General features: G+C 65.6%; 26 protein-coding genes, 1 tRNA gene and 3 pseudogenes. 27 read left to right on the top strand and 3 right to left on the bottom strand.

What is annotated here, in order from left to right; genetic code table 11:
• Positions 1-22: 22 nt before the first annotated feature.
• From ACESMO_RS05630 to ACESMO_RS05615, 4 genes and pseudogenes are all read left to right on the top strand, one after another.
• Positions 23-139: pseudogene (locus tag ACESMO_RS05630) on the top strand (IS5/IS1182 family transposase); the annotation flags it as partial.
• Positions 116-838, top strand: a pseudogene (locus ACESMO_RS05625) (aldehyde dehydrogenase family protein); the annotation flags it as partial. The pseudogenes ACESMO_RS05630 and ACESMO_RS05625, both read left to right, overlap by 24 nt.
• A gap of 309 nt (positions 839-1147) precedes the next feature.
• Positions 1148-1840, top strand: a pseudogene (locus tag ACESMO_RS05620) (IS6 family transposase).
• Positions 1841-2039: 199 nt separating this feature from the next.
• Complete coding sequence (locus tag ACESMO_RS05615; protein WP_372707188.1) at positions 2040-3530, top strand: DASS family sodium-coupled anion symporter; 1491 nt, start codon at positions 2040-2042, stop codon at positions 3528-3530.
• Positions 3531-3839: 309 nt separating this feature from the next.
• Here the strand turns inward: ACESMO_RS05615 and ACESMO_RS05610 are convergent.
• A tRNA-Ser gene (locus ACESMO_RS05610) sits at positions 3840-3929 on the bottom strand.
• A gap of 94 nt (positions 3930-4023) precedes the next feature.
• On the opposite strand from ACESMO_RS05610, the gene ACESMO_RS05605 reads away from it, so the two are divergent.
• Genes ACESMO_RS05605 through ACESMO_RS05585 form a run of 5 tightly spaced genes read left to right on the top strand, consistent with a single transcriptional unit; the run spans position 4024 to position 8041 of the window.
• Entirely contained in the window at positions 4024-4803 is a 780-nt protein-coding gene (locus ACESMO_RS05605; RefSeq protein WP_372707187.1) for a septal ring lytic transglycosylase RlpA family protein, read from the top strand.
• A gap of 37 nt (positions 4804-4840) precedes the next feature.
• Entirely contained in the window at positions 4841-5467 is a 627-nt protein-coding gene (gene tmk, locus ACESMO_RS05600; protein WP_372707186.1) for a dTMP kinase, read from the top strand.
• Positions 5464-6441, top strand: coding sequence for a DNA polymerase III subunit delta' (locus ACESMO_RS05595; RefSeq protein ID WP_372707185.1), 978 nt, complete (start codon positions 5464-5466; stop codon positions 6439-6441). The genes tmk and ACESMO_RS05595 overlap by 4 nt, the downstream gene beginning before the upstream one ends.
• Positions 6441-7241, top strand: a complete 801-nt coding sequence (locus tag ACESMO_RS05590; RefSeq protein ID WP_372707184.1) for a TatD family hydrolase — start codon at positions 6441-6443, stop codon at positions 7239-7241. The genes ACESMO_RS05595 and ACESMO_RS05590 overlap by 1 nt, the downstream gene beginning before the upstream one ends.
• A complete protein-coding gene (locus tag ACESMO_RS05585) occupies positions 7238-8041 on the top strand; it encodes an MBL fold metallo-hydrolase (protein WP_372707183.1) in 804 nt (267 codons plus the stop codon). Before ACESMO_RS05590 ends, ACESMO_RS05585 begins: the two co-directional genes overlap by 4 nt.
• Here the strand turns inward: ACESMO_RS05585 and hemB are convergent.
• The gene (hemB, locus tag ACESMO_RS05580) at positions 8038-9039 is read right to left on the bottom strand and encodes a porphobilinogen synthase (RefSeq protein WP_372707182.1); all 1002 of its coding nucleotides are present in this window, start codon (positions 9037-9039) and stop codon (positions 8038-8040) included. The two genes, ACESMO_RS05585 and hemB, sit on opposite strands and share 4 nt — an antisense overlap.
• 142 nt (positions 9040-9181) lie before the next feature.
• Between hemB and ACESMO_RS05575 the strand changes: the two genes are divergently transcribed.
• From ACESMO_RS05575 to ACESMO_RS05490, 18 genes are all read left to right on the top strand, one after another.
• On the top strand, positions 9182-10321 hold the full coding sequence (locus ACESMO_RS05575) for an acyl-CoA dehydrogenase family protein (protein ID WP_372707181.1): 1140 nt from the start codon (positions 9182-9184) through the stop codon (positions 10319-10321).
• A 55-nt stretch (positions 10322-10376) separates the two neighbouring features.
• Positions 10377-11093 (top strand): hypothetical protein, encoded by a 717-nt coding sequence (locus ACESMO_RS05570; RefSeq protein ID WP_372707180.1) that lies wholly within the window; start codon positions 10377-10379, stop codon positions 11091-11093.
• 47 nt (positions 11094-11140) lie between these two features.
• On the top strand, positions 11141-11398 hold the full coding sequence (locus tag ACESMO_RS05565) for a type II toxin-antitoxin system Phd/YefM family antitoxin (RefSeq protein ID WP_372707179.1): 258 nt from the start codon (positions 11141-11143) through the stop codon (positions 11396-11398).
• A complete protein-coding gene (locus tag ACESMO_RS05560; protein ID WP_372707178.1) occupies positions 11382-11795 on the top strand; it encodes a type II toxin-antitoxin system VapC family toxin in 414 nt (137 codons plus the stop codon). Before ACESMO_RS05565 ends, ACESMO_RS05560 begins: the two co-directional genes overlap by 17 nt.
• A gap of 10 nt (positions 11796-11805) precedes the next feature.
• Positions 11806-12858, top strand: coding sequence for an enoyl-CoA hydratase/isomerase family protein (locus ACESMO_RS05555; RefSeq protein WP_372707177.1), 1053 nt, complete (start codon positions 11806-11808; stop codon positions 12856-12858).
• 197 nt (positions 12859-13055) lie between these two features.
• Positions 13056-13964, top strand: a complete 909-nt coding sequence (gene mmsB / locus ACESMO_RS05550) for a 3-hydroxyisobutyrate dehydrogenase (RefSeq protein WP_372707176.1) — start codon at positions 13056-13058, stop codon at positions 13962-13964.
• A gap of 175 nt (positions 13965-14139) precedes the next feature.
• Positions 14140-15366, top strand: coding sequence for a 5-aminolevulinate synthase (hemA, locus tag ACESMO_RS05545; protein ID WP_372707175.1), 1227 nt, complete (start codon positions 14140-14142; stop codon positions 15364-15366).
• Between the two features lie 16 nt (positions 15367-15382).
• Complete coding sequence (locus ACESMO_RS05540; protein WP_372707174.1) at positions 15383-15541, top strand: hypothetical protein; 159 nt, start codon at positions 15383-15385, stop codon at positions 15539-15541.
• A 66-nt stretch (positions 15542-15607) separates the two neighbouring features.
• The gene (gene glyA / locus ACESMO_RS05535; RefSeq protein WP_372707173.1) at positions 15608-16891 is read left to right on the top strand and encodes a serine hydroxymethyltransferase; all 1284 of its coding nucleotides are present in this window, start codon (positions 15608-15610) and stop codon (positions 16889-16891) included.
• A 7-nt stretch (positions 16892-16898) separates the two neighbouring features.
• On the top strand, positions 16899-17357 hold the full coding sequence (nrdR, locus tag ACESMO_RS05530; RefSeq protein WP_372707172.1) for a transcriptional regulator NrdR: 459 nt from the start codon (positions 16899-16901) through the stop codon (positions 17355-17357).
• Positions 17357-18001 (top strand): RibD family protein, encoded by a 645-nt coding sequence (locus ACESMO_RS05525; protein WP_372707171.1) that lies wholly within the window; start codon positions 17357-17359, stop codon positions 17999-18001. Before nrdR ends, ACESMO_RS05525 begins: the two co-directional genes overlap by 1 nt.
• Positions 18002-18056: 55 nt before the next feature.
• Entirely contained in the window at positions 18057-18647 is a 591-nt protein-coding gene (locus tag ACESMO_RS05520; RefSeq protein WP_372707170.1) for a riboflavin synthase, read from the top strand.
• Positions 18644-19780 carry a 3,4-dihydroxy-2-butanone-4-phosphate synthase gene (gene ribB / locus ACESMO_RS05515; RefSeq protein WP_372707169.1) on the top strand — a complete coding sequence of 379 codons (1137 nt, stop codon included), beginning with the start codon at positions 18644-18646 and terminating at the stop codon, positions 19778-19780. The genes ACESMO_RS05520 and ribB overlap by 4 nt, the downstream gene beginning before the upstream one ends.
• The gene (gene ribH, locus ACESMO_RS05510; RefSeq protein ID WP_372707190.1) at positions 19774-20238 is read left to right on the top strand and encodes a 6,7-dimethyl-8-ribityllumazine synthase; all 465 of its coding nucleotides are present in this window, start codon (positions 19774-19776) and stop codon (positions 20236-20238) included. The genes ribB and ribH overlap by 7 nt, the downstream gene beginning before the upstream one ends.
• Positions 20235-20780, top strand: a complete 546-nt coding sequence (gene nusB / locus ACESMO_RS05505) for a transcription antitermination factor NusB (protein ID WP_372707168.1) — start codon at positions 20235-20237, stop codon at positions 20778-20780. The genes ribH and nusB overlap by 4 nt, the downstream gene beginning before the upstream one ends.
• 10 nt (positions 20781-20790) lie before the next feature.
• Positions 20791-21780 carry a thiamine-phosphate kinase gene (gene thiL, locus ACESMO_RS05500; protein ID WP_372707167.1) on the top strand — a complete coding sequence of 330 codons (990 nt, stop codon included), beginning with the start codon at positions 20791-20793 and terminating at the stop codon, positions 21778-21780.
• Between the two features lie 37 nt (positions 21781-21817).
• The gene (locus tag ACESMO_RS05495; protein WP_372707166.1) at positions 21818-22237 is read left to right on the top strand and encodes a hypothetical protein; all 420 of its coding nucleotides are present in this window, start codon (positions 21818-21820) and stop codon (positions 22235-22237) included.
• A gap of 179 nt (positions 22238-22416) precedes the next feature.
• Positions 22417-24570 carry a sodium-translocating pyrophosphatase gene (locus ACESMO_RS05490; RefSeq protein ID WP_372707165.1) on the top strand — a complete coding sequence of 718 codons (2154 nt, stop codon included), beginning with the start codon at positions 22417-22419 and terminating at the stop codon, positions 24568-24570.
• Between the two features lie 113 nt (positions 24571-24683).
• Here ACESMO_RS05490 and ACESMO_RS05485 read toward each other — a convergent pair.
• Positions 24684-24801 (bottom strand): transposase (locus tag ACESMO_RS05485; protein WP_372707189.1); only part of this gene is annotated, 118 nt, incomplete at its 5' end.

The following is a 24801-nucleotide window of genomic DNA, read 5'->3' as shown; positions in this document are numbered from 1 at the left end:
CTGGTGGCAGGAGGAGCCTGTCATGAGTGATCTGTTTTGGCTGACGAACAAGCAGATGCGTCGGATCAAGCCATATTTCCCGCTGTCGCACGGCATTCCACGAGTGGACGACAAGCGGGTGCTGAGCGGGATCATCTTCGGGGCCTTCTACCAGTCGGGCCAGTCCTGCATCGGGGTGCAGCGCATCCTGATCCACGACGAAATCTATGGTCCGATGCGGGACCTGCTGGTGAAGAAGGCCAAGGCCCTGATCTGCGGCGATCCGCGCGAGGAGGCCACCTTCATCGGTCCCATGATCGACGAGAAGGAGGCGCGTCGGCTCGAGACCTGGATCAATGAGGCCCGTGCCGCCGGCGCGACCGTCCTGTGCGGGGGAAACCGCACCGGGGCCATGCTGGACGCGACTCTGCTGGAGGGCGTCGGACGGGGCCTGAAGATCCGCGAGGAGGAAGCGTTCGGCCCGGTCGCCATCCTGTCGCGTTTCTCGGACTTCGAGGCGGCCCTGGCCGAGGTCAATGATTCAAAATTCGGTCTTCAGGCCGGCATCTTCACACGCGACATCCACAAGGCCATGCGGGCCTGGGACGTGCTTGAGGTCGGCGGTATCCTGATCGGCGACGTGCCCAGCTATCGCGTCGACAACATGCCCTATGGCGGGGTCAAGGATTCCGGTCTTGGTCGCGAAGGCGTGAAATTCGCTATGGAAGACATGACCGAGATCCGCAATCTGGTCATCCGACAGCGGCCGGTGGAGGGCACTGCCGCGCCCGCGCCGCGCCCAGCGACGCCGTTTCCCGCCCCGGCCGTGCCGTCGCCGCCGTCCGGTCGCACCGCCTGATCTGGCCGCAAGGCCTGACGGGATCAGCCTCGGCGCGGGTGCTGGCAGTCTAGCGTCAGCTTGTCTCCGGTTTGGCCCGAATGGCCGGGAGGCGTGCTGGATCCGATCAGTTTCAAGCGCCACCGGTTCTTGGGAGCCGTGATCTGGCAGGCTCTAAGCCGGGAAGGGCAAGGCGCTTTGCGGCCCGACCGTGTCAACCTGTCAGCGCCGAACCGTCTACCAGTGGGCAAGTGCATGGCGGTGCTGTCAGGCTAACGCTAAAAGGGCTCTGCAAAAGTCGGCGTAAGCCGCTGGTGGGGATGACGTTTTATGAAGCCGATCCCGTTCAAACGCCACCGCTTCCCGGCGGATATGATCCGGCAGGCGGTGTGGCCGTACTTCCGCTTCAGCGTCAGCTTCCGCGACGTCTAAGAGTTGATGGCGCAGCGGGGAATCGACGTCACTTACGAGACGGTCCGCTGCTGGACCATCAAGTTTGGCCCGTTGTTCGCCAGGGGCCTGAGGAAACTGAGGTGGCCGCCGACGCCGCGGTGGCACCAGGATGAGGCGGTCTGCCGGATCGGTGGACGCCGAATGTATTTGTGGCGCGCGGTCAATGACGAGGGCGAGGTTCTGGACGTCCTGCTCCAGCGACGACGGGATACAGCGGCTGCAACGAGGCTGCTGAAGCGCATGCTGCACAATCAGCCGGTCAAGCCCGAGAGCATAACGACGGACGGTTTGGCGTCCTACGGCGCCGCGCTCGATCAGCTGCAGCAGAGGCATATTTACCGTCCGGGCCGGCTCCGTGAGAACAATCTGATTGAGAACTCCCACCTCCCGATCCGAAGACGTGAACGGCAGCAGCAGCTGTTCAAATCCCAAGCCTCAGCCCAGAGATTTCTCACCACCCACGCGGCGATCTACAACACCTTCAACATTCAACGCCATCTAATCAGCAGACCCACCCTTCGCCGTTTCCGCGCCGATGCGGCAAGCGCGTGGGTAGTCGCCGTTGCCTAGAATAGGACGGGGGTCGCGGCTAAGCTTACGCCGGGTGGTCGGCGTCCAGATGAGTCTGTGCCGCCTGGCTTCCACAACCGTCCGGAATCACTTCGCGGCCCGACCCTCCACCCCCTGGCGGCGTTTCGGGACGGCCTCCGGGAGCCGACGACAGTGCGCGTGCCGACCCGTTCTGCAGAGCCTCTGACAAGGGAAACCGATGACCCAGACAGCCAGTGACCCGGATCAGACAGATCATGCCGCAGGTGGCGTTTTGGGCGCCCGCATTGGTCTGGGCCTGGGACTGGCTGCCTTTGCCCTGATGCAGGTTCTGGGGCCGCCAGAGGGTCTGGACAACAAGGCCTGGCAGGTCCTGAGCCTGCTGGCCCTGATGATCATCTGGTGGATAAGCGAGGCGATCCCGGTCGCGGCCACGGCCTTGTTGCCCCTGGCGCTCTTGCCGGTGCTGGGAATCGTCAAACCGATCGAGGCCGCCGCCCCCTATGCGGACCCGATCATCTTCCTGTTCATCGGGGGGTTCATGATCGCTGTGGCGATCGAGCGATCGGGGCTCCATCGGCGCATCGCCCTGGGCGTCCTGAGCGTGGTCGGGTCAAGCCCCGCCGCCATCGTCGGCGGCTTCATGCTGGCCACGACGCTGCTGTCGATGTGGATCTCCAATACCGCCACCGCCCTTATGATGACCCCGATTGCGCTTGCGGTCTGCGCCGCAGCAACCGGCCCGGGGCCTGATCAGCGCAAACTCATGGCCGCCTGTGTGCTGGGTGTCGCCTACGGCGCCTCTATCGGCGGTCTCGGCACGCCGGTGGGTTCGCCGACCAACCTGATCGGTCTGAGGTGGCTGGAAGCCAATGGTGTCGGGCTGAGCTTTCCCCAGTGGATGATGATGGGAGTCTCGATCATTCTGGTGATGGTGCCCCTGGCCTGGCTCCTTCTGACTCGGGTCTTCTATCGCCTGCCGCGCCATCTGGCCGATGCCAAAGCCCATGAAGTCATCAAGGCGCAAAACCGCAGTCTTGGGCCGATGCGCAGGGCTGAAGTGCGCGTAATCATCATCTTTCTGGGTGTCGCCCTGGCCTGGATGTTCCGCGAACCCCTGACGAAATTGCCGGGACTGTCCGGGCTGACCGACATGGTGATCGCCATTATCGGGGCCTGCCTGCTGTTCATGGTGCCTGCCGGCAAACCCGAAAGACCCGGCAAGGCCTTGCTGGACTGGGACTCCGCAGAGCGCATCCCCTGGGGGATCGCCATTCTGTTCGGCGGTGGTCTGTCGATGGCCGCAGCCATGGAAGCCACAGGCGTGACGCTTTATATCGGCAGCCAGATTGAGGGGATCGGCGCCCTGCCCCTTGTCGCGATCATCCTCATCATCGTGGCCGCAACCGTGTTTGCGTCCGAGCTCGCGTCGAATGTCGCAACTTTGACTGCGATGTTGCCGGTTCTGTCCGCGATCGTCACAGCAACGGGGGCTGATCCCTTGATCGTGGGCGCATCGGCGACCTTTGCCGCCAGCCTTGGCTTCATGTTGCCCATCGCCACCGCTGCCAATGCCATCGCCTATGCCACCGGTGCGCCTAGGCAGGCCGAGATGCTGCGCATTGGATTCCTGCTGAACGTGTTGGGTATCGTTGCCATTGCCACAGCCGTGGCCCTCATCGGACCACGGCTGATGATGGAGGCGAATTAGAGGATGTGAACCGGCGTCCAAAGCGGGCTTTGACTCAGTTTTGATAGATTTGGCTTGTGGATCGGCGTCCAAAGCGTGACCCTGTCAGCTTTGGACAAGTAACTGATCAAACTCGATTTTCGAGCGCGAGTTATCTTATAATCGGCAACGCTTGGGACCCCACCCGAGACGGTCTTTCTTCAATCTCGCCAATAGCCAACCGGCATGATTATGGTGGCCCACCTTGGACGCCGATTCAAAGAGAAAGACTTGGAAAGTTAGACAATCGCGCGCGTAGCGCATTGATTTAAAACGGGAAATTAGAGCGCATGGCGGACAGGGTGGGATTCGAACCCACGGTAGGCTTTCACCTACGGCGGTTTTCAAGACCGCTGCCTTAAACCACTCGGCCACCTGTCCGTGTCTATCGAGCGGAAGGCCGCATAGCGCGAAAAGGTCGCGTTAACCAAAGCGGAAATGTCTTAAGGCACGTTTTCGTGGTCGGGAGCGAGGCATGGCCGCGAAAACCATCAGGCTGTTAGTTTGCGCGGCGCTGTTGTCGCTGGTCGCGGCCTGCGCCGGCGGGGCGCGGCCCGACGCCGGTCGTCCCCTGATCGTGACCGATTCCGCGCCGATCGTGTCAGGGACCATGCGGGCGTACCAGGTGCGTGGCCGCTGGTATCAACCGGCCGAACAGCCCGGATACGACGAGACCGGCCAGGCATCCTGGTACGGTCAGCAGTTTCATGGGCGACCGACCGCGACGGGTGAGAGGTTCGACATGAACGGCCTGACTGCCGCGCACAAAACCTTGCCTTTGCCAGGTCTGGTCGAGGTCACCAATCTGGCCAACGGACGAAGGCTTGTGCTGCGCGTCAATGATCGCGGTCCGTTCGTCGAGGGGCGGATAATCGATCTGTCGCGTGGCGCAGCGGAGACGCTGGGACTGCTGTCCCAAGGGGTCGGAGAGGTTCGCGTCCGGTATCTGGGCCGCGCGCCCCGGCTGGGCGGCGACGGTTCCCGACAGCATGCCGCCGGGACTTCACCCACGCCCGCGCGGGGCGGCACCGGGCCTTACTGGATTCAGGCGGGTGATTTCGCCGACCGCCGGGCGGCCCGGCGCGTGGCCGAGCAGCTTGGCGATCGCGCCACGGTCGACGTCACGGGCGGCGATGGGCGTTCGCTGTACCGAGTGCTGATCGGTCCCTGGCCCGATCCCAACGCGGCCGAACAGGCGCGGCAGGCGGTCGTCGCGCGCGGATATGCTGGTGCCCTGTTGATATCGGCTCGCTAGACCTTGCGCCCCGATCTCCGGTCGCCATTGTGCGCCGGTGACCCATGGCAGATTCATCACGTTCGAAGGCGGCGAAGGCGCTGGGAAATCGACCCAGGTCGCCCGGCTGGCGGAGCGCCTGCGCGAGCGCGACCTCGACGTCGTCCAGACGCGCGAGCCCGGCGGTTCGCCCGGAGCCGAGGACATCCGCGCCATCGCCCTGAACGGCGAGCCCGGACGCTGGTCGCCGATGACCGAGAGCCTGCTGATGTTCGCCGCGCGCTCCGATCATCTGGAGCGCACCATCCGCCCTGCGCTTGAAGCCGGTCGCTGGGTGGTGTGCGACCGTTTCGCCGATTCAAGCCGCGCCTATCAGGGGGCGGGCGGCGGCGCGCCTTCGACCTTTATCGAATCACTGGACGCCGCGATCGTCGGTGCCACCCAGCCCGACTTGACATTGATCTTTGACCTGCCGGTCGAGGTGGGGCTTGATCGTGCGTTCGGGCGGGGACTGTTCGAGACGCGGTTCGAATCCAAAGGCATCGCCTTCCATGAGCGGCTGCGACAGGGCTTTCTGGAAATCGCGCGCGTTCACGCCGATCGCTGCGTGATCATCGACGCCGTCGGCGATCAGGACGCTGTGGCCGCACGGGTCTGGGCCGCCGTCGAGGACCGGTTGCCGTGAGCGGGCATCCGCGCGATCGTTTCGATATGGTCCCGGACGCCGCGGCCGAGCTGGCCTTCCTCGAAGCCTTGGACAAAGGACGGCTGCACCACGCTTGGCTACTGTGCGGGGTGGAGGGCTCGGGCAAGGCGACGTTCGCCTATCGCGCGGCGCGACGGCTGCTGGGCGCGACGGCCGATCTGACGCGGGGGCCGCTGGGCACGCGGCCGGACGATCCCGTCGCGCGTCTGGTCACGGCCCAGTCCCATCCCGATCTGCTGATCCTCGAGAGGGCGGTTGAAGGCGGCAAGATCAAGAAGTCGATCTCAGTCGATCAGGCCCGTGACCTGCCGGAGTTCTTCTCCAAGAGTCCGTCGCAGGCCCACTATCGCGTCGCCATCATCGACGCGGCGGACGACCTTAACCTGAATGCGGCCAATGCCTTGCTGAAGGTGCTCGAGGAACCGCCGGAGCGGAGCATGCTGTTTCTTGTGACCCACGCGCCGGGACGGCTGCTGGCCACCATTCGCTCGCGGTGCCGGCGTCTGGCCTTCCCGGTCTGGCCGCTGCATGCGCTGGAGGACCTGGTCAGGAACCAGACGGGCGTCTCCTCGGCTGAAGCATCCCGGATTGCCGGCATGGCGGGCGGGTCGCCGGGACAGGCGCTGGCGCTGGCTTCGGGTGCGACACTGGAAGCGGATCAATTGGCGCAGGCCTGGGTCGCCGCCGCGTCGGTCGATCGCGCCGAGGCCATGGCGGTCGCGGACGGGTTTCGTGGCGTTGAGGGGCAGGAGCGGTTTGAAATGCTGATGGGCCGGCTCGGCGCGGCCGTAAAGGTGCGGGCGCTGGAGGAGGGGGCGTCCGGCGCGCGGTGGGCGGAACTGTGGTCCAGGCTGGTCGAAATGCCCGAGCGGGCGGCGGCCATCAATATGGACCGGGGCGACGTGCTTGCGGGCGCTTTGGCCGACCTCCAGCGGGTCAAGGCGGCCGGTTGATGCTGATCGACAGCCACGTCAATCTGCACGCGCCCCAGTTCGACGAGGATCGCGATGCGGTCATCGCCCGGGCGCGCGAGGCCGGAGTCGGCCTGATGGTCGAGATCTCGGACAAGCTGTCGACCTTCGAGGCGACGCATGCGCTGGCGATGGCGCATGACGACATCTGGTGCACGGTCGGGGCGCATCCGCACGAGGCCAGGGACCACACCGGGCTGACGGCGGATCAGCTCGTCGAACTGGCGGGGCGCGATCGGGTGGTCGGCATCGGCGAATGCGGCCTGGATTTCCACTATGACCTGAGCCCGCGCGACATCCAGGCGGATGTGTTCCGGCGGCACATCGAGGCCGCGCGGCGGACCGGCCTGCCGCTGGTGGTGCACACGCGCGAGGCGGACGCGGTCATGGCGGACATCCTGACGGAAGAGCAGGCGAAGGGGCCGTTCCGCTTCCTGATGCACTGCTACACCAGCGGACCCGAGCTGGCGGCGCGAGCGGCGGAACTAGGGGCGTGGTTCTCGGTCTCCGGGATCGCGACCTTCAAGGCGGCCGGGGACGTGCGCCAGGCCGTCCGCGCCATGCCGCCGGACCGCATCATCGTCGAAACCGATTGCCCCTATCTGGCGCCCGTGCCCTATCGGGGGCGTCGGAACGAGCCCGCCTACGTCGGCCATGTGCTGGATGCGCTGGCGGACATAAGGGGCTGGACCCGCGAGGAGGCCGAAGCGCGCACGACAGATGCCTTTTTCCGCCTGTTCGACCGCATTCCAAGGCCGCCAGAGACCGAGAGCGCCGCATGAGCGGGCCTGGCGAGCTGGAGGTCGTGATTCTCGGCTGCGGCTCGTCCGGCGGCGTGCCGCGCGGCGACGGGGACTGGGGCGATTGCGATCCGGCCGAGCCCAAGAACCGGCGCACGCGCTGCTCGGCCCTGTTCCGCCGGCATGGCCCGGACGGCGTCACCAGCGTGCTGATCGACACCTCGCCCGACCTGCGCGCCCAGATGCTGGCGGCTGAGGTTCGCCACCTCGATGCCGTGCTCTACACCCACGACCACGCAGACCAGACCCACGGCATCGATGACCTGCGGACCTTCGCCATGCGGAACCGACGAAGGATTCCGGCCTGGATGGACGCGGCGACGCGGACGGCTTTGACGGGACGGTTCGGCTACATCTTCGATAGCGTCGAGGGCTATCCGGCCATCCTGGACCCCCTGCCCATTCCGCCGCATGGCCTCCCCTGGTCGATTGGCGGTGCTGGAGGCGACCTACCGGTCGTGACATTCGATCAGGCGCACGGCCCGATCCGGTCGGTGGGGTATCGCATCGGGCCGGTGGCTTATTCAAGCGATGTGTCCGACCTGGATGAAACGGCGATAGAAGCGGTGCGGGGCTGCGCGCTCTGGATCGTGGACGCCCTGCGCTGGACGCCTCATCCCACGCACGCCCACGTCGAGAAGACGCTGGACTGGATCGCGCGGTCAGGGGTCGAGCGCGCGGTGCTGACCAACCTGCATATCGATCTCGATTACAACGCCTTGTCGGTAGTCGTTCCCGCGAACGTCGAGGTCGCGTTCGATGGGTGGCGCACCCGGCTCTAGCCGAGTAAACGCGCCGCCTGGGGCGCGAAATAGCTGAGGACGCCCGCACAGCCCGCGCGCTTAAACGCATGCAGGCTTTCGAGGATCGCGCGATCCTCGTCCAGCCAGCCGTTGGCGATCGAGGCCCTCATCATCGCAAATTCGCCGGACACCTGGTAAGCGAATGTGGGGACCCCGAAGGTCGCTCTAACCCTCTGAACGATATCAAGATACAGAATTCCGGGCTTGACCATGACGGCGTCGGCGCCCTCGGCGATGTCCATGGCCACCTCACGAAGGGCCTCGTCGGAGTTTGCGTAGTCCATCTGATAGGTTTTCTTGTCGCCGGTAAGCTGTTTCGCCGAACCGACCGCGTCGCGGTAGGGGCCGTAGAAGGCCGAGGCGTATTTGGCGGCGTAGGACAGGATCAGGGTGTCGTGAAAGCCGTTGGCCTCGAGCGCCTCGCGGATGGCCTGTACCCGCCCGTCCATCATGTCCGACGGGCCGACGATGTCGGCACCGGCGTGGGCCTGGATGAAGGCCTGTTCCGCGAGGCGTTCCAGGCTGGCGTCGTTGACGATCCGCCCGCCTTCCATCACCCCGTCATGGCCGTGGTCGGTGTAGCAGTCCAGCGCCACGTCGGTCATGACGCCGATCTCGGGGGCCGCGTCCTTGATGGCCTTGATGCAGGCGGGGATCAGGCCGTCGGGATCGGTCGCGCCGGTGCCGACGCCGTCCTTGATCGCGCCGTCGACATTGGGGAACAGGGCCACGACCGGGATGCCGAGGTCGCGGGCCTCGACGGCGGCCTTGGCCGCTTCCCTCGGCGACAGGCGGAAGACGCCGGGCATGGAGGCGATGGGCTGGCGGTCGTCGGCGCCGTCGTGAACGATCAGGGGCCAGATCAGGTCGGCTGGCGTCAGCGTCGTCTCGGCCACCAGCCGGCGCACCCAGGGCGACGACCGAAGGCGGCGCGGGCGGGCATAGGGGAAGGAGGCGGGGGCGAACGTCTGGGTCATGGGTGGGTGCTTATCCCACCCCCTCGCTTTCGTCATCCTCCGGCTCGCGAAGCGGCGCAGACCGGGAGATGACGAAGGCAAGGGGATGGTGACGCCATTCGTTGGTCCCGATAGAACCTCGCAAAGACTCAGGAAAAACCCCATGGACTTCGCTCTCACCGACGATCAGCGCGCCATTCAGGACGCGGCCCGCCAGTTCGCCGAGGCCGAACTGGCCCCGTACAGCGCCGAATGGGACGAGACCAAGCATTTCCCCGTCGACGTGATGAAGCACGCCGCCCAGATGGGCTTCTGCGGCATCTACACCGGCGAGGAACACGGCGGCATGGCGCTGGGCCGGGTCGAGGCCGCGTTGATCTTCGAGGAGTTGTCGCGCGGCGACGTGTCCACGGCCGCCTTCATCTCGATCCACAACATGGCGACGTGGATGATCGACAAATTCGGCTCGGACGACCTGCGTGTCCGCTATGTGCCGCGGCTGACGACGATGGAGCTGATCGCCAGCTATTGCCTGACCGAGCCGGGCTCGGGCTCCGACGCGGCAGCCATGCGCACGGCGGCTGTTCGCGATGGCGACCATTGGGTCCTCAACGGCTCGAAGGCGTTCATATCGGGGGCCGGCACGTCGGACGTCTATGTCGTCATGGCGCGGACGGGGGAGGCGGGACCCAAGGGCATCAGCGCCTTTGTGGTCGACAAGGACGCGCCGGGGCTGAGCTTCGGTGCTCAGGAAAAGAAGATGGGCTGGAACAGCCAGCCCACGGCCATGGTCGCCTTCGACGAATGTCGCATCCCGGCGGCGAACCTGCTGGGCAAGGCGGGCGAAGGTTTCCGCTATGCGATGATGGGACTGGACGGCGGACGACTGAACATCGCCGCCTGTTCGCTTGGCGGCGCGCGTCTGGCGCTGGAGGCCGCCCTCGCCTACGTCGCCAGCCGCAAGCAGTTCGGCAAGGCCCTGGCCGAGTTCCAGAATACCCAATTCAAGCTGGCAGACATGGCGACCCAGCTGGAGGCAGCGCGGCTGATGGTGCTGCGCGGGGCCTGGGCCATCGACACCAACCATCCCGAGAAGACCAAATGGTGCGCCATGGCCAAGCGACTGGCCACGGACGCCTGCTTCGAGATTGCCGACGAGGCGCTGCAACTGCACGGCGGCTATGGTTATCTGAAGGACTATCCGCTGGAGCGGATCGTGCGCGACCTGCGGGTGCACCGCATCCTGGAAGGCACCAATGAGATCATGCGGGTGATCACGGCGCGGGAGATGTTGAGGCAGTAGGAGAGGTGATGTCTTTCCAGTGACGTGCGAACGTCTCTTTCGGAGGACCATGCATATGAAACTGCTCGCAGTGCTCGTTGCCCTGACGACCCTTTCCGGCGCGCCGGCCTCGGCCCAGGACGAGCCCCAGGTCGAAGAGATCGTCGTCACCGGATCCCGCGCCATCGAGTGGGACCCGGACGAGGTTCCCGCGATCCAGCTTGAGCGTCGCGCCGACAATCTGGTGGTGGCCGTGCGGGTGGTGAACGACACCCGCGACGCGCCGGGCCGACGCAACGAAATCACACAGACCTTGCGCGCCATGGCTCGGGCTGCGGCCGGACGTGCCGACATCGATCTGTCCGTCGAGGACGATGGCACGCTGGTTCCGCTGAACGAAGACATGATTGCGACCTTGACGCTGGGCGTTGATGCCGGTCGAAGCGACACCAGCGTCGCCAGCCTCATCGTCAAGACGCCGATCCGTCCCGGTGACACCCTGGACTCAGCGTCCGAGCGGATCGAGGCGTTTGTGAAAGGAATCAATTCCGTCGGTCGCTCGGAGGCGGATGTCGGCGGCGACTGGCAACTGACGGTGATCGATCCGGCCCAGTACCGCGCCCCGATCCTCGCCGCGATCGCGGCGGACGCCTGCTCGACCGCCGCAGCCTTTGGCGAAGGCTATGCGATCGAGGTCGAGGGGATGTCGAACCGGGTCACGTGGCGCCAGTCGGGGCCGCTCGATCTGGCCCTGTTCATCCCCTATGAAATGTCGGTGACGCCGAAGCCCTGACCTGCTACCCTGACCACAAATATGGTCAGGAGTTGATGATGCGAACGGTGGGGGTTCTCGAAGCCAAGACCAACCTGTCGGCGCTCATTGACGAGGTGGAGACGTCAGGAGAGATCATCGTCATCACCCGCCATGGCAAGGCGGTGGCCCGGCTCGCGCCCGAACCTTCTGCGCGCCTTCACGGTGCTTCGAGCGTGGCCGAACGCGCCCGCGCCTTTCGCGAGAAGCAGGCGCCGGACCCGGAATGGGCCTCTCTGTCGTGGGAAGAGCTGAAGGCGATCGCGCGCGATGAAGCTGATCGTTGATGCGTCGGCGGCAGCCTCTTGGTTGTTGGCGTCACAGGAGACGCCGCTCGCGCTGGACCTGCTGGACCGGCTTGGTGCCTTCGAGCCGATCGCGCCTCAGGTCTTCCAGTGGGAGGTTGGCAATCTTCTCGTCCGTCAGACCCGACGGGAGCCAGGCTTCGAGCTGCGTGAGGCCTTCGCTGTCCTCGACAGCTTCAACATCTCGCTCGCCCCGCCGGCGGGGAAAGACGAGATTCGCTCTCTGGCCTCGGTCGCGGCGTCGCGCGGTCTCAGCTTGTTCGACGCCGGCTATCTGTGGCTGGCCATGAAGATCGGCGGTGCCGTCGCCTCCCGAGACGGCGGCCTGCTGGACGCTGCGATCAATGCCGGTCTTCCCGTGTTCGATCTTCGCGACTAAGCGGTGCCCCATGATCGCCGATTCCGAAGTCCTGACGCGCGTCAAATCTGGCGTGGGCCGCATCACCCTGAATCGGCCCAAGGCGCTGCACGCGCTGAACCACGCCATGTGCGACTCCATGATAAAGGCTTTGCTGGCGTGGCGAGCCGATGACGCGGTGAAGTCCGTGCTGATCGACCACTCCGGCGAGCGCGGCTTCTGCGCTGGCGGCGACATCCGCATGATCGCCGAAAGCGGGGCGGGGGATGCGTCGGAGGCTAAGGCCTTCTTCGACATTGAGTACAAGCTGAACCACCTGTTGTTCGAATACCCCAAGCCGGTGACGGCCATCGTCGACGGCATCGTCATGGGTGGGGGCGTCGGCATCAGCGAGCCGGCCGAAGTTCGCATCGCGACGGAGCGGACGACCTACGCCATGCCCGAGACCGGCATCGGCCTGTTCCCCGACGTCGGCGGAGGCTGGTTCCTGTCGCGCATGCCGGGCGAGACGGGGACCTGGCTGGCGCTGACGGGCGCGCGGCTGAAGGCAGCGGACACCGTATTCCTGGGCATCCACAGCCACTATCTGCCTAGCGACAAGCTGGAGGCTTTCCGCGCCATTCTGGCGGTGGACCCGGCCCATCCGGCCGACGTCGCCGACGGTCTCGGGGACGATCCGGGCGAGGCACCTGTGGAGGTCCATGTCGAGGCGATAGACCGGCTGTTCGCCTTTGACACGATTGAGGCGATCGTTGTTGCGCTGGAGGCGGAAGGGTCCGACTGGGCGCTGGCGCAACTGGCGACGCTGAATACCAAGTCGCCGCAATCACTGAAGGTGACGCTGAGACAGCTGAGGACCGGACGGACGCTCGACAGCTTCGCCCAGAACATGGCGATGGAATATGCGTTGGGCGGCCGGGTGGTGCGGACGCACGACTTCCAAGAAGGCGTGCGCGCGGTGATCGTCGACAAGGACAATGCGCCGAAATGGTCGCCGGCTGATCTGGCGGGCGTGGACGAAACCACTCTTGAGGTCCTGTTCGCGCCCTTGCCCGCCGCCGAAGCCTGGACGCCACTGGCCTGAGGCCTTGCATCCAGGTCAATCCGCGCGGTCTGCATGCCCGACGACGACCATTCGTTGAGCGTCTTGACGAGAGCATCCGGGGCCGAAGCGACCGGTTCGTCTATCGGTTCCAAAAGCCGCGCTGACGAAAACGGCGCGGCGGCGCTGGCGAGCGGGCGAGGGACCGGCTAACCGTCTCCGAAAACAAGGGAGACGTCGTGATGACCCACCGGATCGCCTTCATCGGCCTCGGCAACATGGGCGGCGGCATGGCCGCCAATCAGGCGAAGGCCGGTCACCGGGTCGCTGCCTTCGACCTGTCGCAGGCGGCGCTGGACCGCGCCGCCGCCGCCGGCTGTACGCCGGTCGGTTCGGTCGTCGAGGCGGTTAAGGAGGCGGACGTGATCATCACCATGCTCCCCGCCGGTCCGCACGTGCGATCCGTCTATTCGGAACAGATCATCGGCGCGGCGCCGACCTCGGCCCTGCTGCTGGACTGTTCGACCATCGACGTCGAAACGGCGCGCAAGGTCGCGGCGCTGGCCAAGGATGCGGGCTACGCTTTCGCCGACGCACCAGTGTCGGGCGGGACGATGGCGGCGGACGCCGGAACCCTGGCGTTCATGATCGGCTGCGACGAGCCGGACTTCGCCCGCATCGAGACGGCGCTGGAGCCGATGAGCCGCGCCACCTTCCGCGCCGGCGACCATGGTGCGGGGCAGGCGGCCAAGATCTGCAACAACATGATCCTGGGCATCACCATGCTGGGGACGTGCGAGGCCATCGCCCTGGCCGAGAAGTTGGGTCTGGATCCGGTGAAGATGTTCGACATCGTCGCCAAGTCGTCGGGCCAGAGCTGGTCGGTGACCACCTACTATCCGTGGCCCGGTCCGGTGCCGACAGCGCCGTCCAACCGCAATTATGACGGCGGGTTCTCTTCCGCCATGATGTTGAAGGACCTGAAACTGGCTCAGGACGCGGCGGCCAAGTCGGGGGCCAGCACGCCTCTTGGGGCACAGACCGAAGCGCTGTTCCAGATGTTCAACGGCCTCGGTTACGGCGGCCGCGACTTTTCGGCCATCCTGCAGATGCTGCGCGGGCAACTGGACGAATTGCCGAAGGATTGAACCAACTCAAGGTGGCGCACGATCCGTTGCGGGAGACTGGCATATGGGCACGATCGAAACTGAGAACCGTTATCAATTAGAAGGTTGCGACGATTTAGCGGCCAGCCTCGATAGACTTTTGCGGCCTCCGGGCGCAATTACACCGCGATCCGAAGAGGCCGCGCGAGAGACAGGGTTGTTTGACTACAAGGCTGCATTCGAGACCGCCGTGGAGCAGGTCAAGGGAGAGGGGCGCTATCGCGTCTTCGCCGACCTAAAGCGCGTGCGCGGTGAATTCCCCAAGGCCATTCGCCGCCGGGAAGACGGCACGTCCCAGGACGTGATCGTCTGGTGCTCAAATGACTATCTCGGCATGGGCCAGCATCCGGCCGTGCTGGAGGCCATGCAGGCCGAGATCGACGCCGTGGGCGCGGGTGCCGGCGGCACCCGCAACATCTCGGGCACGACGCGTTCGGCTGTCGACCTGGAAGCCGAACTGGCCAGCTGGCACCAGAAGGAAGCGGCGCTGCTGTTCACCTCGGGCTATGTCGCCAATGAGGCGACGCTGACGACGTTGCAGCGAATCCTGCCCGGCCTGATCATCTTTTCCGACTCGCTGAACCACGCCTCGATGATCGCCGGCATCCGCAACGGCGGCTGCGAGCGACACATCTACGCCCACAACGATCTCGAACATCTCGCGGCCCTGATCAAGGACGCGCCGATAGACGCGCCCAAGCTGATCGCCTTCGAGAGTGTCTATTCGATGGACGGCGACATCGCCGACCTGGCCGGCACCATCGCCCTGGCGCGGAAATACGGCGCGATGACCTATCTCGACGAGGTCCATGCGGTCGGCCTTTACGGTGTGACCGGCGCGGGCGTGGCCGAGCGCGACGGCGTGCTGGACGGGATCGACATCGTCGAATGCACCCTGGGCAAGGCCATCGGGGTGATGGGTGGATATATCGCCGCCGACGCCGTGATCATCGACGCCGTGCGCAGCTGGGCGGCCGGTTTCATCTTCACCACCAGCCTGCCGCCGGCCCTGACCGCAGGCGCCTTGGCCTCGGTGCGCTATCTGAAGGCCCATCCGGAATTGCGCGAGGCCCATCAGGAACGTGCCGCCACCCTGAAGGCCCGGTTCGCCGCCGCCGGCATCCCGGTGATGGACTCCGTCAGCCACATCGTCCCGGTGTTCGTGGGCGATCCCGTGCACGCCAAAATGATCTCGGACATGCTGCTGGAAGACCACGGCGTCTATGTCCAGCCGATCAACTATCCGACCGTGCCCAAAGGTACGGAGCGGCTGCGATTCACCCCGTCACCGAACCACACCGATGCCATGATGGATGATCTGGTCAAGGCGATGGACCGACTATGGACTCACTGCAACGTGGCGCGTCTCCCTGCCGTCGCCTGACGACAATTTCGGCGAAGTGATCGTCGAACTGACGCGCAACGGGCCTTACCTGAAATGCTCGGTCATCCATGTCGCCACTGGCATCGAAGCCTCGGCGATCGGCCCGGCGTCGGAGCCCAAGGGCTTGGAGCGGATCGCGATCGCCAAGCTCAAACGGGCGTTGGCGACGCAGTGACCCACCACATGTTGTGGTCGGGTAGGGAGGGGGCTAAATGAAGCGCCGCCATTTCGAGGACCTGACGTGACCGCCTTTATCCATGACGCCTATTTCTCGAAGACCCTCGCCGAGGCCGATCCCGACGTCTTCGGTGCCATTCAGGGCGAGCTGGCGCGGCAACAGGAACAGATCGAACTAATCGCCTCCGAGAATATCGTCTCAAAGGCGGTATTGGAGGCGCAAGGCTCGGTGCTGACCAACAAATACGCCGAGGGCTATCCTGGCCGCCGCTATTATGGCGGCTGCGAATATGTCGATGTGACCGAGAACCTCGCCCGGGAGCGCGCCAAGGCGTTGTTCGGCTGCGCCTTCGCCAACGTCCAGCCCCACTCGGGGGCCCAGGCTAACCAGGCGGTTTTCCAGGCCCTGCTGACGCCCGGCGACACCTTCCTGGGCATGGATCTGGCCGCCGGCGGCCATCTGACGCACGGCTCGCCCGCCAACCAGTCGGGTAAGTGGTTCCGGCCGGTGACCTATACGGTGCGCCAGGACGATCACCTGATCGACTATGACAATGTGGCCGAGATGGCCCAGCGCGAGAAGCCCAAGCTGATCATCGCCGGGGCGTCCGCCTACAGCCGCCACATCGACTTCAAGCGGTTCCGCGAGATCGCCGACAGTGTGGGGGCGTATCTGATGGTCGACATGGCCCATTATTCAGGCCTGATCGCCGGCGGCGTCTATCCCGATCCTCTGCCGCACGCGCACATCGTCACCACCACGACGCACAAGACCCTGCGCGGGCCGCGCGGCGGCATGGTGCTGTCGAACGACCTGGAGATCGGCAAGAAGATTAATTCGGCGGTCTTCCCGGGTCTGCAGGGCGGGCCGCTTGAGCATGTCATCGCCGCCAAGGCCGTGGCCTTCGCCGAGGCGCTCAAGCCAGAGTTCAAACTGTATGCGCGACAGGTGGTGACCAATGCGCAGGCTCTGGCCGCCGTGCTGATCGAGCGGGGCGCGGCGATCGTATCGGGCGGCACCGACAGCCATCTGGCGTTGGTCGACCTGCGGCCCAAGGGTGTGACCGGCAAGGCCACCCAGGCGGCGCTGGAACACGCCCTGATGACCTGCAACAAGAACGGAGTGCCGTTCGACACGGCCCCCTTCACCATCACCTCGGGCGTCCGGCTGGGCACCCCGGCGGGAACGACGCGCGGCTTCGGCGTTGGGGAATTCCAGCAGGTAGGTCACTGGATCGCCGACGTCATCGACTCGATGAACGGCACAGACGAAGCCGACCCGGCGGTCATTCAGCGCGTGGCAGGCGAGGTACGCGCGTTGACGCTTCGCTTCCCCATTTACGGATAAGCCGCTGATGAAGTGCCCTTTCTGCGGAAATCAGGACACCCAGGTGAAGGATAGTCGCCCGTCGGACGACGGCGCGGCCATCCGCCGCCGCCGGTCCTGTCCGCAATGCAGCGGGCGTTTCACCACCTTCGAGCGGGTGCAACTGCGCGAGCTGATGATCCTCAAGCGCAACGGCCGCCGCACGCCGTTCGACCGCGACAAGCTGGAACGGTCGCTGAACGTGGCCCTGCGCAAGCGACCGGTTCAGCCGGAACAGGTCGAGCAGTTGGTCAGCCGCATCACCCGCCAGCTCGAAAGCCTGGGCGAGACGGAAATCCCGTCCTCGACCGTCGGCGACTTCATCATGAAGGCGCTGAAGGGCGTCGATGAGGTCGCATATGTCCGCTACGCCTCGGTCTACAAGGACTTCCGACACACCGGCGATTTCGCCCGATTCCTCGGCGACGAGGGTCTGGACGAAAGCTGATGCGCCTCGGAACCCAAGGGATGGACGTCACCCTGAAGCTGGCGACGTCGCTGGACGGCCGTATCGCGACCGCCGCAGGGGAAAGCCAGTGGATCACCGGGGAGGCGGCGAGAATGGAGGGCCATCGCCTGCGCGCCGCCCACGACGCCATCCTGGTGGGTGTCGAAACTATTCTGGCGGACAACCCGGAGTTGACCGCGCGCTTGCCGGGTCGTCCGGTGGGCCAGCCGCTGCGGGTTGTCCTCGACAGCTGCCTGCGTACCCCGCCCACCGCGAAGGTCACCACCGGCGACAGCCTCATACTGACCGTCGCCGAACCCGCACCGATCGGAGCGGCCGTCGTTGTGCGTGTCGAGTCTGATCATGGTCGCCCGTCAGTCAGCGCCTGCCTCACCGCGTTGCGGCGACGGGGCGTGTCGTCGGTGCTCATTGAGGGCGGCGGCCAGGTCGCGGCCAGCTTCCTGCGCGCCGGACTGGTCGATAGGCTGGAGTGGTTCCGGGCACCGATCCTGCTGGGGGACGAGGGCCGGCCTTGCGTGGCCGCCCTGGCTCTGGCGCGACTTTCCGACGCCCTGCGTTTCCGACGCCTTGCGGTCGAGCCTTGCGGTGATGACCTGTGGGAGCGGTACGAGAGGCTTCCATGAGTTCGCGCGCAACCTTGCCCGAAAACCGGCACCCACTTTCCGGGATCGCGCGCTGATGTTCACAGGGATCGTCACAGACATCGGCCGTGTCCGTTCGGTCAGGCAGACCGAGCGAGATCGCCGCTATGAGATCGAGACCGCGTGGAACACGGCGGCCATTGATCTGGGGGCGTCGATCAGCCACGCGGGATGCTGCCTGACGGTGATTGAGAAGGGGCCGGGCTGGTTCGCGGTCGAGGTGTCGGGCGAGACCCTTTCGAAGACCAACCTCGGCGACTGGACCAAAGGCCATCAGGTCAATCTGGAGCGTGCGGCGAAGCTGGGCGACGAGATGGGCGGCCATGTCGTCTCCGGCCATGTCGACGGACAAGGCCGGGTCGTATCGGTCACGCCGGAGGGCGGGTCGTACCGCATTGACATCGAGGCCCCGGCACCGCTGCACCGATATATCGCCTCCAAGGGCTCGATCACGGTCGACGGGGTGTCGCTGACGGTCAACGTCGTCGAGGGTCGGACGTTTGGCCTGAACATCATTCCGCACACCTGGGAGGCCACGACGCTGGGTGCGCTGAAAGCCGGCGACGCGGTGAATTTGGAGATCGACATGCTGGCGCGATACCTCGCGCGGTGGCAGGAGACGGCATGATGCAACTGGCCGCGAACATGAACGACAGCCCGATCAGCCCCATCGAGGACATTCTCGAGGACGCCCGCAACGGCAAGCCCTACATCCTGGTTGACGCCGAGGACCGGGAGAACGAAGGCGACATTATCATTGCAGCCCAGTTCGCCACGCCGGACCAGATTAATTTCATGGCTCGCCACGCGCGTGGCCTGATCTGTCTGGCCATCACCGGCGAACGCGCCCGCCAGCTGCGCCTGCCGCCGATGGCCGCCGAAAACCGGACCAGCATGGGCACGGCCTTCACCGTCTCGATCGAGGCGAGGGACGGGGTTACCACGGGCATCAGCGCCGCCGACCGGGCGCGCACCGTCCAGGTGGCGTCCGATCCGACCAAGGGTGCCGACGACATCGTCTCGCCGGGTCACGTCTTCCCGCTGGTCGCCCGCGACGGCGGCGTACTGGTCCGCACCGGCCACACCGAGGCGGCGGTCGACATCTCGCGCATGGCCGGGCTGACACCCGCAGGCGTGATCTGCGAGATTATGAACGACGACGGCTCGATGGCGCGGATGCCCGATCTGGTCGCCTTCTCCCAGCTGCACGGACTGAAGATTGGCACCATCGCCGACTTGATCGCCTATCGCCGCCGCACCGAACGCTATGTCGAGCGGGTCATGGACACACCTTTCGAGAGCGTCCACGGCGGACCGTTCCGCCTGATGCTTTATCGCAACGTGATTGAGGGGCACGAACACGTCGCCCTGGTCCACGGCAAGATCGAGCCCGGCAAGCCGACGTTGGTGCGGATGCACCAGGTCGATTTCGCCGCCGACCTGCTGGGTCACGTCGAAGCGCGCCAGAACTATGTGCCGCAAGCCCTGAAGGCGATCAGCGACCACGCGGGCGCGGGCGTGACGGTGTTTCTGCGCGATCCCGACCTGCACGGTCTGGCTGAACGACTGGCCGGCGTCGGGAAGCCGATGGCGATCGACCGGTCGCTGCGCAACTATGGCGTCGGCGCGCAGATACTGCTGGATCTGGGGGTTCGCGACATGATCGTGCTGAGCTCCACCCGCCCCAATCCCACCGCGCTGGAAGGCTACGGACTGCGCATCGTCGGCTGGCGCGACATGGACGGAGAAGACCAATCGTAAGTGACCCGGTCCGCGTTCTTATCGTTGAGGCGCGATTCTATGACGATCTGGCCGACGCCCTGCTGGAAGGGGCCAAGGACGCCTTGAGCGCGCGAGACGTGGAGTTCGATGTCGTCTCGGTCCCTGGCGCTCTGGAAATTCCTACGACGATCGCTCTGGCGGTCGAAGCCGGCCGCTATCCGACGGCACCCCGCTACGACGGCTTCGTGGCGCTCGGCTGCGTCATCCGGGGCGAGACCTACCATTTCGAAATCGTGTCGGATCAGTCGGCGGCGGGAATCCGCAACCTCGGACTGAACGGCGTCGTGGTCGGCAACGGCATCCTGACGACCGAGGACGAGGACCAGGCCTGGGCCCGGGCGCGCCTCAGCGAAGGCGACAAGGGCGGAGGCGCTGCTCGCGCCTGTCTGGACCTCATTGCGCTGCGCAAGCGGCTACGCGTAGGACTGGGCGCGTGACCGAACCCGCCAGCCTCAAGTCCGTGCTCGAGCAACTCGCCGAGGCCGAAAAACGCAATCTTGCTGAGGTTGGGGCCGAGCCGCAGCTGACCAGCCGGCAGCGGCGGGCCCGCACCGTCGCGCGTCTGGCCGCCGTCCAGGCCCTGTACCAGATGGAGTTGGCCGGCGAAGGCGTTGACACCGTCATCGCTGAATTCTCGAACCACCGCTTCGACGCCGATATCGAGGGGGAGGCGCTGGCCGAGGCCGATGAAGCCTATTTCGCCGAGATCGTGCGGGGCGTTGTAGGCGGTCAGCGCGATATCGACGCTGCGGTGAAGGCCCGCCTGGCGTCGAACTGGCGGATGGAGCGGCTGGACTCGACCCTGCGGGCCCTGTTGCGGGCCGGGGCGTGGGAGCTGCGCGAGCGGCAAGATGTGCCGCGCGAGATCGTGCTCGACGAGTATGTCGAGCTGGCCAAGGCCTTCTTTGACGACGCCGAGGCCAAATTCGTCAACGCCGCCCTGGACGGAGTCGCCAGGGACGCCCGCCCGAAATCCTGAGGGTCACCAGATGCCCGCGGTCGATGTCGCCGGCGAGTTCGAGACCATCCGTCGCCTATTCGCGCCGCTGGCTCACCCGGAGTGGGGCCGGGGACTGCTCGACGACGTGGGGGTCGTGCCGTCGCGTCCCGGACTTGATCTCGTCTTGACCAAGGACGCCATCGTCGAAGGCGTCCATTTTCTGCCGACGGATCCCCTCGACACGGTGGCTCGCAAGCTGATGCGGGTGAATCTGTCCGACATGGCGGCCAAGGGGGCCGAGCCGTTTGGCTATTTGCTGGCTTGCCATTGGTCGAAACGCTGCGGCTGGCCTGAGCGGATGACGTTCTGCGACGGACTGAGAGCGGATCAAAAGACTTTCGGCGTCGCCCTGGTGGGCGGTGACACGGTCGTCACGCCCGGACCCGCCAGTTTTTCGATGACCTTGCTGGGCTGGACGCCGAAAGGACGGACCGTGAGCCGGTCCGGCGCGAGTGCCGGCGATCTGGTGTTCGTAACGGGCGCGATTGGCGACGGATGGCTGGGCCTTCAGGGCGCGCAGGGCAAGCTGCGCCTGGAGCCGGAGCGCGTCGCCGCCCTGGTCGATCAGTACAGGACGCCGGAGCCACGGCTGGAGTTCGCGATGCCGATCCGCGACATGGCGACCGCCTCCATCGACGTCTCCGACGGGCTGATCGCGGACCTGGGGCATCTGGCGGACGCAAGCCGGGTCCGCATCGAGATCGATCTTGAGGTCGTGCCGCGCTCCGCCGCCGGTCAGGCCTGGTTCGATGGTCGCGTGGATGAACAGGCCGCTTTGGAGAATCTGGTTACGGGCGGCGACGACTATGAGATCGTCTTCACCGCCAGCCCCAAGGACGAGGTCGCGCTGCGACGTGAGGCTGAGCGCAGGCATCTGCGGCTGACCCGTATCGGAAAGGTCGTGGGTGGATCGGGCATCGTCGCGCGGTTCGCGGGCCAGCCCGTCGATTTCCGACGTCCCGGCTTCACGCACGGCTGACAACGAAATCTCAAGACGACGTGGGCATTGTGGTCAAATGCTTCGCCGTGACCTCATCGCCGCCTCCGCCGTCCTGCCCGTCGTCGTCGCCACGACCGCGTCGGCCGAGGACAAGCCCGCTCCGGGCGCGGCGCTGTCGATCGCGGGCGTCGGCCTGCCGATCATCAGCGGTGGACGCATCCGCAACTACGTCTTCATTTCCCTGCGCCTGCACCTCGGCGGGTCGGCGACGCCCGAATCGATGCGGCCCAAGGAAGCCTTCTTCCGCGACGCCCTGGTGCGTGCCGCACATCGGACGCCCTTCGTCGTTCCTGACGACTGGACAGTGATCGACGCGGCCGCGGTGTCCGCCAGCCTGATGCGCGCGGCCGTTCCCATCGCCGGACGTGGCACAGTCACGCGCGTCGAAATCGTCAGTCAGGCGCCGCGTACCCGGTCCACCACGCGGCGCGGCTGAATTCGGTTCACCAACCTTGTTGCGTCGGCCCGGCGCATTTGGCACGTTCCCGCCGCAATACCCCAAGGACGCAGACTCGCGTCCGGTGCGCACGGGGGGACCGGAAGGCGGATAGAGGCAAAAATGCCCACCGCGCCAAGGGTCCGGGCGCCTCTAGAAACTCAGGGTTTGGAATCGCCATGACTAACTATCTGTGGCTGGTCATCGCCGCAGGCGCGCTGGGGGTCCTCTACGGGCTCGTCCAGACCGCTTCGTTGATGAAAGCCAGCACCGGCAACGACAAGATGCGCGAGATCGCCGCCGCGATCCAGGAAGGCGCATCCGCCTATCTGCGGCGGCAGTACACCACCATCGCCATGGTCGGGGTGGTTATCCTGATCGCGGCCTATCTGCTGATCGGCGTCTATGCGGCCATTGGCTTCGTGATTGGTGCGGTCCTGTCGGGACTGGCCGGATTCGCGGGCATGCTGATCTCCGTGCGCGCCAACGTCCGCACCGCCCAGGCGGCCTCCGAAAGCCTGTCCAAGGGGCTGGACCTGGCGTTCCGTTCGGGCGCCATCACCGGCATGTTCGTGGCTGGCGGCGCCCTGATCGGCGTGGCCGGCTACTATGCCTTCCTGACCGAGGGCATGGGCCTGGAGCGCACCGGGCGCGAGGTCATTGACGGTCTGGTGGCGCTGGGCTTCGGTGCCTCGCTGATCTCGATCTTTGCGCGTCTGGGCGGCGGAATCTTCACCAAAGGCGCCGATGTGGGCGGAGACATGGTGGGCAAGGTCGAGGCCGGGATCCCCGAGGATGACCCCCGCAACGCCGCGACCATCGCCGACAACGTGGGCGACAATGTCGGCGACTGCGCCGGCATGGCCGCCGACCTGTTCGAGACCTATGCGGTGACCACGGTCGCCACCATGGTGCTGGCCGCAATCTTCTTCCGGGGGCAGCCCTACGTCGACATCATGATGCTGCTGCCTCTGGCGATTTGCGGCGTCTGCGTGGTGACCTCGATCATCGGCAGCTTTTTCGTCCGGCTGGGCAAAAGCCAGAATATCATGGGGGCCCTGTATCAGGGCTTGATCGTCACCGGTGTTCTGTCGGTCGGCGCGGTATGGCTGGTGATCAACCAGCTGCTGCCCGGCAATGCGACCGTCATGCCCGTCAATGGCGAGGCGATCACGGCCATAAACCTGTTCTGGTCGGGCATGGTCGGCCTGATGGTCACCGCAGCCATCGTCGTCATCACCGAATACTACACCGGCTCGAACTTCCGCCCGGTGCGTTCGGTCGCCAACGCCTCGGTTTCCGGTCACGGCACCAATGTCATCCAGGGGCTGGCCGTCTCACTCGAATCTACGGCGCTTCCGGCCCTGACCATCATCGTCGGCATCATCGCCAGCTATCAACTGGCGGGCCTGTTTGGCATCGCCATCGCCACCACGACTATGCTGGGCGTGGCAGGCATGATCGTGGCGCTGGACGCCTTCGGACCGGTCACAGACAATGCTGGCGGCATCGCCGAAATGGCGGGTTTGCCAAGCGATGTGCGTCACGTGACGGACGCCCTGGACGCCGTCGGCAACACGACCAAGGCTGTGACCAAGGGCTATGCGATCGGTTCGGCGGGCCTCGGCGCGCTGGTGCTGTTCGCGGCCTATACGTCCGACCTGGAGTATTTCGCCGCCAATCCTGACCTGTATCCCTTCTTCGCCGGGATGCGGGACGTCGCCTTCGACCTGACCAACCCCTACGTCGTGGTCGGCCTGCTGTTCGGCGGACTGCTGCCCTTCCTGTTCGGTGGCATGTCGATGATGGCCGTGGGTCGCGCAGCCGAAGCGGTCGTGGAAGAGGTGCGTCGCCAGTTCCGCGAGAACCCGGGCATCATGACCTATGAGGTCAAGCCCGAGTACGGCCGGGCCGTCGACATCCTGACCAAGGCGGCGATCCGCGAGATGATCGTGCCGTCGCTGTTGCCGGTCCTGTCGCCGATCGTGCTGTTCGTCGCCATCCTGTTCCTGTCGGACAAGGCAGACGCCTTCGCCTCGCTTGGCGCCATGCTGATGGGCGTCATCGTCACCGGCCTGTTCGTGGCCATCTCGATGACCTCTGGCGGCGGAGCTTGGGACAACGCCAAGAAGGTCATTGAAGAGGGCTTCACCGACAAGAACGGCGTCGTCCACGGCAAGGGTTCGGAGGCTCACAAGGCCGCCATCACCGGCGACACGGTCGGGGATCCTTACAAAGACACCTCCGGCCCGGCGGTGAACCCGATGATCAAGATCACCAACATTGTAGCCCTTCTTCTTCTGGCGGTGCTGGCGAGCGGCAAGATCGTCTGACGGTCGATCCGATGTGAAACGAAAAACGCCCCGGAGATCGCGCTCCGGGGCGTTTCTTTTTTCCTCGCCTGGCGAAGAGTGGGGGCGGAAAACTAGGCTCAGGACTCATTGCGTCATAGCCAGAAGATGACGGTTGCGGCGATGGCGATGGCGGACATGAAGGTGTGTGCGCATCGGTCGTAGCGGGTATGGATGCGTCGCCAGTCCTTGAGCCTGCCGAACATGTTCTCG

Source organism: Brevundimonas sp., from assembly GCF_041688735.1.
In the GTDB taxonomy this organism is placed as follows: domain Bacteria; phylum Pseudomonadota; class Alphaproteobacteria; order Caulobacterales; family Caulobacteraceae; genus Brevundimonas.
Note: the sequence above shows the minus strand (reverse complement) of the source record. Positions and strands in the feature narration are given on the sequence as shown.

Coding starts and splice junctions, on each gene's coding strand:
- ACESMO_RS05525 (WP_372707171.1), top strand. CDS start 17,357: ATGCGCCTCGGAACCCAAGGGATGGACGTCACCCTGAAGCTGGCGACG.
- hemB (WP_372707182.1), bottom strand. CDS start 9,039: ATGACCCAGACGTTCGCCCCCGCCTCCTTCCCCTATGCCCGCCCGCGC.
- nrdR (WP_372707172.1), top strand. CDS start 16,899: ATGAAGTGCCCTTTCTGCGGAAATCAGGACACCCAGGTGAAGGATAGT.
- ACESMO_RS05495 (WP_372707166.1), top strand. CDS start 21,818: ATGCTTCGCCGTGACCTCATCGCCGCCTCCGCCGTCCTGCCCGTCGTC.
- ACESMO_RS05560 (WP_372707178.1), top strand. CDS start 11,382: ATGAAGCTGATCGTTGATGCGTCGGCGGCAGCCTCTTGGTTGTTGGCG.
- ACESMO_RS05615 (WP_372707188.1), top strand. CDS start 2,040: ATGACCCAGACAGCCAGTGACCCGGATCAGACAGATCATGCCGCAGGT.
- ACESMO_RS05520 (WP_372707170.1), top strand. CDS start 18,057: ATGTTCACAGGGATCGTCACAGACATCGGCCGTGTCCGTTCGGTCAGG.
- ACESMO_RS05575 (WP_372707181.1), top strand. CDS start 9,182: ATGGACTTCGCTCTCACCGACGATCAGCGCGCCATTCAGGACGCGGCC.
- thiL (WP_372707167.1), top strand. CDS start 20,791: ATGCCCGCGGTCGATGTCGCCGGCGAGTTCGAGACCATCCGTCGCCTA.
- ACESMO_RS05490 (WP_372707165.1), top strand. CDS start 22,417: ATGACTAACTATCTGTGGCTGGTCATCGCCGCAGGCGCGCTGGGGGTC.
- ACESMO_RS05590 (WP_372707184.1), top strand. CDS start 6,441: ATGCTGATCGACAGCCACGTCAATCTGCACGCGCCCCAGTTCGACGAG.
- ACESMO_RS05570 (WP_372707180.1), top strand. CDS start 10,377: ATGAAACTGCTCGCAGTGCTCGTTGCCCTGACGACCCTTTCCGGCGCG.
- ribB (WP_372707169.1), top strand. CDS start 18,644: ATGATGCAACTGGCCGCGAACATGAACGACAGCCCGATCAGCCCCATC.
- ACESMO_RS05555 (WP_372707177.1), top strand. CDS start 11,806: ATGATCGCCGATTCCGAAGTCCTGACGCGCGTCAAATCTGGCGTGGGC.
- ACESMO_RS05585 (WP_372707183.1), top strand. CDS start 7,238: ATGAGCGGGCCTGGCGAGCTGGAGGTCGTGATTCTCGGCTGCGGCTCG.
- ACESMO_RS05605 (WP_372707187.1), top strand. CDS start 4,024: ATGGCCGCGAAAACCATCAGGCTGTTAGTTTGCGCGGCGCTGTTGTCG.